This window comes from Chryseobacterium sp. G0201 (genome assembly GCF_003815655.1).
GTDB lineage: Bacteria > Bacteroidota > Bacteroidia > Flavobacteriales > Weeksellaceae > Chryseobacterium.
On sequence record NZ_CP033917.1, the window covers coordinates 2,654,119 to 2,666,935 of the forward strand.

Annotated in this window: 7 protein-coding genes; 3 read left to right on the top strand and 4 right to left on the bottom strand. The window is 34.1% G+C overall.

What is annotated here, in order from left to right; translation table 11 throughout:
- Positions 1–54: 54 nt before the first annotated feature.
- Positions 55–2,193 carry a S46 family peptidase gene (locus EG348_RS11975; RefSeq protein WP_123983343.1) on the bottom strand — a complete coding sequence of 713 codons (2,139 nt, stop codon included), beginning with the start codon at positions 2,191–2,193 and terminating at the stop codon, positions 55–57.
- 223 nt (positions 2,194–2,416) lie between these two features.
- Between EG348_RS11975 and EG348_RS11980 the strand changes: the two genes are divergently transcribed.
- Positions 2,417–2,899 carry a copper resistance protein NlpE gene (locus EG348_RS11980; RefSeq protein WP_228414722.1) on the top strand — a complete coding sequence of 161 codons (483 nt, stop codon included), beginning with the start codon at positions 2,417–2,419 and terminating at the stop codon, positions 2,897–2,899.
- A 30-nt stretch (positions 2,900–2,929) separates the two neighbouring features.
- Here the strand turns inward: EG348_RS11980 and EG348_RS11985 are convergent, their stop codons facing one another.
- From EG348_RS11985 to ligA, 3 genes are all read right to left on the bottom strand, one after another.
- Positions 2,930–3,574 carry an MgtC/SapB family protein gene (locus tag EG348_RS11985; protein ID WP_123983344.1) on the bottom strand — a complete coding sequence of 215 codons (645 nt, stop codon included), beginning with the start codon at positions 3,572–3,574 and terminating at the stop codon, positions 2,930–2,932.
- Between the two features lie 107 nt (positions 3,575–3,681).
- Positions 3,682–6,285: a T9SS type A sorting domain-containing protein gene (locus EG348_RS11990; RefSeq protein WP_123983345.1), complete on the bottom strand. Its 2,604-nt coding sequence runs from the start codon at positions 6,283–6,285 to the stop codon at positions 3,682–3,684.
- A 90-nt stretch (positions 6,286–6,375) separates the two neighbouring features.
- On the bottom strand, positions 6,376–8,382 hold the full coding sequence (gene ligA / locus EG348_RS11995; RefSeq protein WP_123983346.1) for an NAD-dependent DNA ligase LigA: 2,007 nt from the start codon (positions 8,380–8,382) through the stop codon (positions 6,376–6,378).
- A 241-nt stretch (positions 8,383–8,623) separates the two neighbouring features.
- Between ligA and EG348_RS12000 the strand changes: the two genes are divergently transcribed.
- Complete coding sequence (locus tag EG348_RS12000) at positions 8,624–11,713, top strand: TonB-dependent receptor (protein WP_123983347.1); 3,090 nt, start codon at positions 8,624–8,626, stop codon at positions 11,711–11,713.
- Between the two features lie 175 nt (positions 11,714–11,888).
- Entirely contained in the window at positions 11,889–12,632 is a 744-nt protein-coding gene (locus EG348_RS12005) for a glycerophosphodiester phosphodiesterase family protein (RefSeq protein WP_123983348.1), read from the top strand.
- The last annotated feature ends 185 nt before the right edge of the window (positions 12,633–12,817 follow it).

The following is a 12,817-nucleotide window of genomic DNA, read 5'->3' on the forward strand; positions in this document are numbered from 1 at the left end:
ATTTAAATTGATATTGAAAATTTAAATAGATTCTTAAAGTTATCATTAAAAAAATTACTTTATCACTTTCATTTCATCGATAAGCCATTTAGAATCGGCATATTTATCAATAATGAAAAGAATGTATTTGGTATCAACCATGATATTTCGGCTGAAACGTGGGTCATAATTGATATCACTCATCGTTCCTTCCCACTGTCTGTCGAAATTTAATCCAACAAGATTTCCATTAGCATCCAAAACCGGACTTCCTGAGTTTCCTCCCGTCGTATGGTTCGTTGCCGTGAATCCTACAGGAACATCGCCTGTTTTATCTTTATAGTTTCCGAAGTCTTTTTTGTTGTAAAGATCGAGAAGTTTTTTAGGAACATCAAATTCATAATCTCCAGGAACATATTTTTCGATTACTCCTGCCAAATGCGTCTGGTAACTGTAAGAAACACCGTCTCTTGGCGTAGAGCCTTTCACTTTTCCGTAGGTTACACGAAGCGTAGAATTGGCATCCGGGAAGAATTTTCTGTCCTTATCCGTATCGATTTGCTGAGCCATGAACGTTTTTTGCAACGCATCAATTTTAGTCTGAAGAGAGGTGAATTGAGGATCAGCAGTTTTCATATATGTATCTCTGATTGACAGATAAAGCTGATAAACAGGATCTTTTTTCAGGTTTTTGATTAATTTATCCTGATTAGAGAAAGCTTTTTCAATATCTGCACTAAGCATTGCTCCGTTCACAGCAGTTCTTCCCGTAATAATTGAATTTTTCGAAATATCTTCAATGACAGTGATGTTTTGAGCTTCATTTTTATACTTGTCAAAACCTGCAGGTAAGAATTGTGGAGCTGTTTTGTTAGCGTATAAAGCTAATAGTTTTGCCGTCACTTTTGCATCCAATTCTGCACTGTAATCTTTGTAGAATGCAGTTAGTTTTGTTTTAAGTTTGGTGAGCTCTTTTTCATCCATTCTGCCGGATTCTACAGAATTGATGTAAGTATAATAATCACTTGCAAGCTTTAATGTTTCTGCATTTTTGATGACTTCTGTGTAATATGCATTATTTAAAGCAAAAGGTGCCTGATCGTTGTATAATTTATTTAATTGGTCTAAAGTTGCTTTCACCTCATGGTTTTTAGCGACCAAAGAACCTTCATACATTACTTTTTTCTCAACGGCGTTGGATTTTTTCAAACCTTCTACTTCACCGATCCACTTTTTCCAGTAATTGGCAACGGAAGCGAATTTTGAAGCATATTTGATACGGGTTGCATCATCGGCACGCATTTTTTCGTCCAAGGTTTTCAGAGCAACATCACGTACGTCAATTTTTGCAGGATCGACCTCTTTCATGATCTTTTCTACGGCGATTGCAGGAAGATATTCTGTTGTTTTTCCGGGAAATCCGAATACAAATGTGAAGTCATTCTCGTTTTTATCCTTGATAGAAACCGGAAGATAATGCTTCGGCGTGTAAGGAATGTTATCTTTTGAATATTCAGCAGGCTTGTTATTTTTGTCAGCATAAATTCTGAACATTGAGAAATCTCCCGTATGTCTTGGCCAAACCCAGTTATCGGTATCAGAACCAAATTTTCCAATGCTTTGTGGCGGTGCTCCTACCAAACGAATGTCTTTGTACGTTTCGATGGTGTAAGCGTAGTATTTATTTCCGTAATACATTGGTTTTACAGAAATAGATTGATAAGATTCTGTTTTTTGAGAATTTTTATAAACTTCAATATTGGTATTGATCTTTTTGGTAAGATCAGGTTCTGTAAGGTTATCAGTTCCTTCTAAAATTTGATTGGAAACATCTTTGATATCTACGATAAAATCTACTGTTACTCCCGGATTTGGTAGTTCTGTACTCATATTTTGTGCCCAGAAACCGTTTGATAAAAGATCATTTTGTACTGTAGAATGAGCTTGGATCTGACCGTAACCGCAGTGGTGATTGGTCAATAATAATCCTTTTGGAGAAATGATTTCGGCAGTACAACCTCCGTTGAACTGTACCACAGCATCTTTTATGCTTGCTTTTTGAGGATTGAAGATGTCTTTGGCAGAGATTTTCATTCCCAAATCTTTCATTTCCTTTTCATTGAGCTCTGTTGGGATCCACATTCCTCCGTATTGCTGTGCAAAAGCCATCGCAGCCGGCAAAAGAAATACAGATAAAAGTATCTTTTTTGTCATAATCAAAATTTTGCCCTAATTTACAAAGAAAAATAAAATTAGTCCTTATGAAAACGGGGAATTATGAACATTCAACTGTTAATTTTGAACATCAAAGGATATTAATTATTTTTTAATGCTTAAACATTCGTAGAATTTGTAAAAAATTAACTTAAAATCTTGATGGGCTTGATTTTTGTTCATTGATTACTAGCTTAATATTAATATATTTAAATTACTTATCATGAACAAATTACAAATTTCAGGTATTGCAGCAATGGCTTTTCTGGCTTCTTGCTCACCGAAAGAAAAAACAAGTGAACTATCATCTGTCAGTCCTAAAACTGATCCGATGTCCATTCAAACACCTATGGATACTACATCTAAAGAAACAGTTGCAACAGCTCACAATTCACAAAATTCTCTTGACTGGAATGGAACTTATGAAGCAGTTGTCCCTTGCGCCGACTGCCCTGGAATAAAGACGACTTTACTATTAAATAAAGATAAAACCTTCAGTATTACAGAAGAGTACATCGACAGAAATTCAAAAAATAACGACAAAGGTACTTTTGATTGGGATGCTACCGGAAGTGTGATCACTCTTAATGGTAAAAGTGCAAAATACAAATATAAAGTGGGAGAAAATAAGCTTTCTCAACTGGATATGGACGGTAAGGAAATCGATGGTCCAAACAAAAATCTATATGTTTTCAATAAGAAATAAGGGCAATTTGTCTTTATTTCTTGCTTTATTTTAAAATTGATAGGCGGTTATTTTAGGATCATTCATCAATTGTTTAATTAAAGTTTCATGATGTTTATTTTTTCCTGTGAGCCTCCAGGTTGTTGCCAAATTTCCTACCGTGTATTGTTGTCTTATCATCAGGTGTTTCAAATTATTATTTCTGAATAATTCTTCACAATGTCTTATTTCATCAGAGGCTGTAACGGCGATTTTATATTCTCTGATCTTGTGATTGTTATCAATAAAGTTTTGAAGATAAGTAAGTGAACTTAAAATCAATAATACCAAAACAGTTCCCAAAAGCGATAAATAAACATATCCGGAACCTACAGCCATTCCGATCGAAGCGGTTGCCCAAATCGTTGTTGCAGTGGTGATTCCATCGATTTTATTATCACCTTTAAAGATAACTCCAGCGCCCAGAAAACCGATTCCGGTAATGATATTGGCGGCTAAACGATCTGGGTTTTCAACACCAATTTTAATGGAAAGAATCGTAAACAGGCAAGATCCAAAACATACTAAAATAAAAGTACGCAGCCCTGCTGATTTGTTTCGATATTCACGTTCTGCGCCTATGAAAACGCCCAAAAGAACAGAAATAAATATCAATAACAGTTCATTTTGAATAGAATGATCCTGTAAAAATTCCATTTTTTAAATTTTAAACTTCTTTCAATAAAAATACAATAAAATCTTCATTCATAAACATAAAAAAGACTGCCTATAAAGACAGTCTTTTGGTTTGCTGTTGAGTTGAATTAATTTTTAATTAATTTCTGAGTCATCGTTTTATCTTTTGTAGATAATTTGATGATGTAATTTCCTTTTGAAAGTTCAGAAACATTGATCGAATTGTCTGTTACACTTGCTGAATTTAAAATTCTTCCGGCAACATCGTAAATTTCTGCTTTCACGATTTTTTCTTTTGATTTAATAAATAAAACATCTTTTACAGGATTCGGGTAAATGCTGAATTGAGTTTTGTCATTATTAATTTCTGATGTTCCTAAAGTATTTTGAACCGTTGTTGTATAGGTATTCGTAATAATTGGATGGTTGTAATCAAAATAAATATTGGCTTTGTTACTGAAGCTATCGCCAATGTTTAAAGTAGATTTTGTCTTGATTTTAAATGAAACATATCCGTCATTCGTAGTATTATTAAATGGAAGCTGAATATTTTCAAAGATAAATTCTACAGTATTTGGATTTGTAATTCTCGTTACAAAATTATGACTTCCGTTCAACGAAACTAAACTTGACATATCGAATTTAGAAGTATCAATAACATCTTTCACCACAATGTTTTGTGCATTTGCTGTTCCTGTATTCTCAAATCGGATTAAGTAATGAATATAATCTCCAACCTGAGCCTGAGTAATAGAAGCTCCTTCAAGACAAGTTTTATCATTTGGGTCAAAAGAATTGACAACCGTTTGGTTTAGTGTAAATGTATTGTCTAAAGGCGTTTCATCTGTTCCTGCATTGATTTGAGCTGTGTAATGAATAATATCACCTCCGTTTAAAGCCGGTGTTTGCGTTGGAGTGTTTAGATTTAAAGTTACAATAATTTCTTTCGTTTCAAAAGGAAGTAGGTTCGTAAAATTCCAGTTTAATAATCCTGTTGATTGAGAATTTGGAACTAATGTTGAGCTTAAATAATTCATCAAATTATCATTATAATTAAATGAAATTGTTCCGGATTGCGTTCCTGTTCCTTTGTTTTTGTAAACAATCTTATATTTAGCATCAAAGCCTGGTGAAGCCGCTGTAACCGGAATAATTAGTACTTCCAGATCATTATGACTTCCATTGGCTGCAATACAAAAATTCTGTACTAATGGACTTGCCTGCGTCGGGAAATTTGCCGTTAAACTTGCTGGTGAAATCGTAAAATAAGTCGGGTTTTCAAGGATTGGTGTCACTGTATGCGTACCGGTTCCCACAGCAATTGAGTAATTTCCTGAATTATTGGCTACTAAACTTCCGGATACTGTTCCGTTTGTAATAGTGAATTTTTGAAAAGCCTTATTGACATCGTTACTATCACATCCATTATTATTGCTGTCATATTTCGTATTTCCCTGAATGGTATAGAATGTTCCTCCAGGTGTGAACGAACAGTATGAATTTACAACAACATTGCTATAACCATAATTGCTCAGTGCAGATAAAGTATAGTCGACTTTATCATCATCGATACAAATAAACTGCAATTGAGGAAGATTGCTGATAGAAATACCGTATGGGAAATTCGGGCTTCCACTTTTTAAATTTATGTTTTGTAGATTATTATTAAAGCCACAGTCTATCGTGTAAAGAACCGGATTATGGCTAAGATCTAATGATTGCAAAAGGTTTTTAGTGCATTGTAATTGTGCAAGAGCAGTATTTTGACTAAGATCTAATGTCTGAAATTTATTTTCATCACATCTTAACAATTGTAATGAGCTTAGAGATGAGATGTCAATTGAACTGAATTTATTCTTATATATGTCTAAAATTAAAAGGCTCGGAAGATTATTTGCTGTTAAGTTTGTAAGATTACTGTTATTATTTAATACCAATCTTTCTAATGTGGCACAATTGGTGGCACTTACAGTCGTTAAAGCTCCATTATCTGAACATGTAAATTTCCAAAGTGCCGGAAGATTCGCAACGCTTACATTGGAAAGACCGGATCCTGATATAGAAACTGAATACAGTTGATTTGATCCCTGAAAATTGATGTTTTGTAATTGATAATTACTTAAAAGATCAACATTTTTAAGATTAGCAAAATTTGATAAATTAAGCGTAGCTATTTTTGTAGCTTGTAGAGAAAGCCCCACAAGTGCAGGACAATTAGTAACATCAAGCTGATTCATGTTTCCGCTAAATACAGTGATGTTTTTAATTGAGGAAGAAACCGGGCTTAAAGAAGTTAATGCTGCACAGCTCGTAATTTTTAAATTCTCAAGGTTTGTACAATTTGCGATGTTAATTGATGTCAAATTATTTAAAGCCTGAATTGTTAGATAATTTAGATTGCTCAGGCCGCTTACATTAATAGTTGGAGCAGCAAGACCAAATAACGTTAATGATCGAAGATTTGAAAAACTTTGAATTCCTGTGATATCTGTGATTGAAGAAACGGAAACGGTAAGGAAAGCTACATTGGCAGCTTCTGAAACTTCAATTTCTCCGTTGCTGTTGGCATCAATTTTTATAGCTTGTCCCGAAATATTACTTGCGATCTGGTTGTTTGTTGTGACATTCGCAGACAGTAATCTTGCTTTAAAAACCGGATCCGGAATATTCACAATCTGCGCCTGAAACACAGCAAACAAAATCATTGAAATGATTAAGTAGATTTTTTTCATGTATTATTAGTTATTTATAATTAAAAAGCAAAAGTAAGCCATTGAAATTGAATCTCAATGGCTTAATATGTTAAAATATTTTCAAAGATTTTACTGTTTCTCAATCAAATCCAAAAACTGCTGTTCATCCAAAATCTCAATCGTTCCGATGTCCTGAGCTTTTTTCAGCTTACTTCCGGCTTTTTCACCGACAACAAGGAAATTAAGGTTCTTAGAAACTGCAGAAATATTTTTTCCGCCGTGCTTTTCTACCATATCTTCAGCGGATTCTCTTGTGAATAAAGATAATTTTCCGGTAAAAAGGAAAGTTTTTCCATCCAAAACATTGGATAAAACTTCATTTGTATTTTCTCCTTTTTCAAGCTGAACACCGTAAGATTTTAAGCGTTCAAGCATCAAAATATTTTCAGAATTTGCAAAGAAATCAACGATGCTTACCGCGATTTTGGTTCCGATATCTTCAACCTGACAAAGTTCTTCTGCAGTCGCAGCTTTTAAATCATCAATCGTAGCAAAATTTTTGACTAACTTCTTGGCAACCGTTTCTCCAACATGTTTTATACCAATTCCGTACAATACTTTTTCAAACTGAATTTCTTTAGAATTTTCGATTCCCGTAATGATGTTCTGAGCAGATTTTTCCGCCATTCTTTCCAATGGAAGAAGTTGTTCTTTCGTTAAAGTGTAAAAATCAGCAGGATTTTCTACTAATTTTTCTCTGTAAAGCTGTTCGATCGTCTCACTTCCAAGATTATCAATATTTAAAGCTTTTCTTGAAACATAATGAATCATTCTTCCCACAACCTGTGGCGGACAATGAAGTTCATTTGGACAAAAATGAATGGCCTGATCTATAATTTTCACCAATTCCGTTCCGCATTCAGGACAGTTTTTAATGTATTCAATTTCTTTACTTTCAGAAGTTCTTTTTTCTGTGTTTATGCCTACAATTTTAGGAATAATTTCACCTCCTTTTTCTACATAGACGAAATCGTTTTCATGAAGATCTAGTTTTTTAATAATATCTTCATTATGCAGAGATGCTCTTTTTACAATCGTTCCCGCTAATAAAACAGGTTTCAGATTGGCAACAGGAGTAATCGCTCCGGTTCTTCCGACTTGATAAGAAACGCTTTTTAATTCGGTTTCTACTTTTTCAGCTTTAAATTTATAAGCCATTGCCCAACGTGGAGATTTTGCGGTGTATCCAAGTTGTCTTTGTTGTTGTAATGAATTGACTTTTAGAACAATTCCGTCAATCTCAAAAGGTAAATTATGACGTTCTGTATCCCAAAAATTGATAAATTCTTTCACTTCATCCATCGTAGAACAAAGTTTTGCTTGTTGAGATGTTTTGAAACCCCATCCCTGCGCTTTTTGAAGTAGTTCCCAATGCGTTTCTGCAGGAACTTCTTCCGAAATATATTGATATAAAACCGAAGAAAGAGAACGTTTTCTCACTTCCGCGCTGTCCTGCATTTTTAAACTTCCACTCGCTGTATTTCGAGGATTCATAAAAGGATCTAAACCTTCTTCTTCACGCAGTTTATTAAGTTTGTCGAAATTTTTTCTTGTTAAATAAATCTCTCCACGCATGAAAAACTGATTCGGAAAATCTCCTTTTAACGTCAAAGGAATATCCGAAATCGTTCTCACGTTTGCAGTGATTTCATCTCCCTGAAAACCATCTCCACGCGTCACTGCCTGAACCAATTTTCCCTTTTCATACAAAATAGAAATTGAAGCACCGTCATATTTTAATTCCGCTACAAATTCTACAGGATCATCAATTGTTTTAATGATTCTTTTTTCCCAATCTTCAAGATCATCAAAATCATAAGAGTTGTCAAGAGAATACATCCTGAATTTATGTTGAACGGTCGGAAAATTCTTCGTTACAGCTCCGCCAACACGCAAAGTAGGTGAGTTGATATCATTAAATTCCGGATACTGCGCTTCAAGATCCTGAAGTTCTTTTAATTGAGTGTCAAATTCAAAATCTGAGATGGTGGCCTCATCAAGAATGTAGTAATTATAATTATGCTGATGCAGCTCTTCACGAAGCTTTTCTATCTTTTGTTGAATGTTTTCAGGCATTGCTATTCTATCTTTTAAGCAAAAATAACTAAACTAATTGCATTTAAAAAAATAAGACAATTAAATATTTTGAGAAAATTAATATCACGTAACATATTCCAACGAATTGATTGTGTATAGAATAAATTTCATGTTAAAACTAATTTAACATAATGTTCCAATAAAGTTTAAAAAATGTTAAAACTCCCGTAAACAGACGGCTCGTAAAGTCATGATACCTTTGCACAGCTAATTTGAAGATATGAAAAAAGTAAAGATTGTATTAGGGTTGTTATTCCTGAGTTTTGGAACGATGGCATATGCACAGACCACTCAGGCATCTATTGTCGGAAAGGTTATTAATGCAGCAAACAGCGCTCAGGAGAAAGTAAAAGTCACGATTATTAATGAGTCAACAGGTTTTAAAACTGAAACTGAGACAAATTCAAAAGGAGAGTATATTTTTAAAGAAATTCCTCTTGGTGGACCTTACACGGTGATCGTAAATGATGAGAAAAAGGAAGGTTACACGGTGAATTTTGGTGATCAGGTAACGGTGAATGTTGACTTGGCAAATAGAGAAAAAAATATTGAAGAAGTTGTCATCACAGGAAACCTGAAAAACAAAATCGGGAATTTAGGTGCTGCAACAGCTATTTCTGCTAAGAATATCGGGATCTTACCCGTGAACGGAAGAAATTTCAACAATCTTACGGAACTTTCTCCATTAAGTGGAAAAGGTGGTAATTTATCCGGACAATTAGGATCTTCTACTAATTTTACGATTGACGGGATGACCGCGAAAAATCCAACATCTGCGGGAGCTACAACAAGCCGAAGCGGTGCACCATTTTCAATCTCGATCGAAGCAGTTCGTGAATTTAAAATTACAACCAACCAATATGATGTTACGCTGGGAAGAAGCGGTGGTGGTACGGTAAGTGCCGTTACAAAATCAGGGACGAATAAATTTTCAGGAAGTGCTTGGGAATATCTTAGAACAAATTGGCTTTCAAGTCCGTATGACATCAGAGGGAATAAAAGAACAAATGATTTCTCAACTTCACAGTTCGGATTTTCATTGGGTGGACCGATCATTAAAAATAAATTACACTTTTTTGTAGCGTGGGATCATCAGTTGGATTCAAGGCCATTGGTGATTGCGGATGTTCAATCAAAAGAAGACGCTTTAAGATTTGGGGTTACAAATGAAACGCTTAATCAGGTGTTAGACATCGGAAGATCAAAATACGGTGTTGGAAATTCACCACAATTCGGGACTTTTGATAAAGTGAGAAACTCTGATGCAGGTTTTTTACGTTTAGACTGGCAGATTAACCCTAAAAACTTGTTAACCATAAGAAATAACTTTACGTACGATTTAAACAAAAACGGATTGACTGATAACACGGCAATCAATTTCTTTGAATCTTATGCGAATGATAAAAACTTAGATAACAGTTTGTTATTGACATTGAGATCAAACTTAAAACCTAATGTAACTAACGAATTAAAAGCGCAATATTTATATACTTTCCAAGATAGTTATCAGAATGATCAATTGGGACATCCGGTTCCAAGAGCTATTGTGGAACGCGTGCAATCGGTTATTGATGATAAGAATAAACCAACGACAAGTTTCCAGATCGGAGGGCATCGTTTTGCCCAGGAGGGGTTTAGAAATAATGTATTCCAGATTGTGGATAACTTATATTACAACACAGATAAAATTAAATATACTTTTGGCGCAGACTTAATGTATACTGGTTCAAAATCAATATACGGAAGTGAGGTTAACGGGAGATTTCATTTTGATGGGTTAACCAATTTTAATAACCTTGTTTCAAACAGATTTTATAGAGAAGTTCCTTTGGTGGATGATACTTCTGTAAAATCTAACATTTGGAATGTTGGTATTTATGGACAAATTCAAACCAAAATTGCAAAAGGCCTTGATTTAATGGCTGGTTTAAGACTAGATTACGGTGGTTATCCGAAAGCTGAATTTAACCAGAAATTATTTGATGAAATGGGAATCAGAACGGATAATCAGATCAAATCATTTGTGATTCAACCAAGATTTCAGTTTGAATGGAATATCAACGAGGGAAATAAAGATTTCTTGAAATTCGGAGCCGGGATCTTCTCTTCGGATATTAATAATTACATGGTCATCAATAATTTAGTTTTTGATGGAAAGCATTTGGCAACAGTAGATGTTAATCCTTCAAAAATTGGTTTAACTCCTGATTTTATAAACTATAGAAATGACTACGGGACAGTTCCTACACTTGCTCAATATCAGCTTCCAACGATCAACTATACAGGGGAAGATGCTAAAATCCCGATCGTTTACAAAGCAAATATTTCTTACACTCACTTCTTTAATGAAAGATTCAGAGCCGGAGTTGCGGGGTATATGGCTTTAGGAAGAAACAATTATTTCTATTATGACAGAAATATGGTAGCAAATCCTTTTTTCACGTTGGATAATGAAGGTGGAAGAGGTGTATTTGTTCCTGTAAGTACAATAGATCCTACAAATGGAAGAGTTGACTGGAAAGAAGGGACGATCAACAAAAAATTTGGAAGAGTATTGGAACTTGTGAGTGACGGTAAAGTAAACCAGTTCTCATTCGTTGTTGATACAAGTTACCGTTATTGGAGAGACGGAGAAATTACCGCAAGTTACACATGGTCTGATATTAAAGACAATACTTCTTATAATGGAAATGTGGCCAATTCAGCGACATTGTCTACGCTTGTTCAGAGTGATCCGAGAGATTTGAGGATGACATATTCGGATAATCAGTTCCGTAATAAAGTTGTGTTGTACGGAAATTCACCAACGATTGCAGGATTTACAATAGGTTTAAGATATTCAGGAATTGGAGGAACGCGTTTCTCTCTGACTTCCGGAGGTAACATCAATGGAGATTTCGTTGATACTAATGATTTGGCGTATATTTTCCCGAATCTTACTCAGTCGTTGCTTGATGATCCTGAAGTTGGTAAAGCGTTAAAAGATTACATTACAGATTGTAATAACAATATTGCAGAAAGAAATGGTGGTAAAAACGGATTTTATGGAGTTTGGGACGTTCGTGTTGCGAAAAAAATAAAATTTGATAAAATTGGAGCATTTGAACTTTCGGTTGATATTTTTAACCTTGCTAATTTACTGAACAAAGAATGGGGTGTAAACAAATCATACGGAAACACTGCATTGTACAGAATTAAAAAGTTTGATCCGGTTACAAAACAGTTTGAATATGATAGAAATACCAGTGGTTTAGCACCTTTATCGGGAAATCCATATCAAATTCAGATCGGAGCGAAGTATAGTTTTTAAACAAAAAATATAAATGGTGAATGGTCAATTTTGCTTTGCAAGTTAATCGTTAATTATAAAATATTTACATTAAAAATTGACAACGAAGTTAATTCACTATTGACCATTCACTTTTAAAATTATTACCTTTATTTAAAAGTCTCACGGATTTTTAATATTAATATCTAATTATATTATGAAAAATTTTATCTTAGGGTTAGCAGTTTTAAGCACAGTTTCAATGAAGGCACAAACCCAGATTATCGCACACAGAGGTTATTGGCAGACGCAACCTCCGACAACGGAAAATTCAATTAAATCATTAGAAAATGCCCAGAATTTAAAAATTTATGGAGCTGAGTTTGATGTAAGAATGACAAAAGACGGTGTTTTGGTCATCAATCACGATGAGCATCACGGAAAAATGGAAATTTCTGAAACCTCTTTCAAGGAATTGGAAAAGCTGAAATTATCAAACGGTGAAAATTTTCCTACGTTAAAAGATTATTTAAAACAGGGGAAAAAAGACAAGTCGTTGAAGCTTATCGTTGAGATCAAACCAGACAAAACGAAGGAAAAAGAAGATGAATTGACCGCGAAAACCATCAAAATGATTAAAGACATGAAGTTGGAGTCTCAAAGTGAATTTATTTCTTTCAGCTTAAATATCTGCAAGGAAATCAAAAAATTGGCACCTACATTCAAAGTTCAATATCTGAAGGGAGAATTATCTCCTCAGGAGATCAAAAATGAAGGTTTGGATGGGCTAGATTATCATTACAGTATTTTCCAGAAAAACCCAACCTGGATCTCTGAAGCTAAGGCATTAGGTTTAGTTACAAATGTTTGGACGGTGAATGATGTTGCTATTTCAGACGAATTAAAAGCTCAGGGAGTAAATTTTATTACTACCAATATTCCTGATCAATTGAAAAAATAACTTTTGTAAATTTTTAGGTTAAATGTTAAGCTAAACTTCTTTAAAAAAGGAAAACTTTACTTTTAATCACTAAATACATAAGCTTGTCTCTGTTTTGAGGCAGGCTTATTTTGTTTTTAAATTAATTTAAATAAACTCTAAATGCTTGTAAATTACTTTTAATAAAGAAAAATACTATTTTATCA

Coding starts and splice junctions, on each gene's coding strand:
- ligA (WP_123983346.1), bottom strand. CDS start 8,382: ATGCCTGAAAACATTCAACAAAAGATAGAAAAGCTTCGTGAAGAGCTG.
- EG348_RS12000 (WP_123983347.1), top strand. CDS start 8,624: ATGAAAAAAGTAAAGATTGTATTAGGGTTGTTATTCCTGAGTTTTGGA.
- EG348_RS11975 (WP_123983343.1), bottom strand. CDS start 2,193: ATGACAAAAAAGATACTTTTATCTGTATTTCTTTTGCCGGCTGCGATG.
- EG348_RS11985 (WP_123983344.1), bottom strand. CDS start 3,574: ATGGAATTTTTACAGGATCATTCTATTCAAAATGAACTGTTATTGATA.
- EG348_RS11980 (WP_228414722.1), top strand. CDS start 2,417: ATGAACAAATTACAAATTTCAGGTATTGCAGCAATGGCTTTTCTGGCT.
- EG348_RS11990 (WP_123983345.1), bottom strand. CDS start 6,285: ATGAAAAAAATCTACTTAATCATTTCAATGATTTTGTTTGCTGTGTTT.
- EG348_RS12005 (WP_123983348.1), top strand. CDS start 11,889: ATGAAAAATTTTATCTTAGGGTTAGCAGTTTTAAGCACAGTTTCAATG.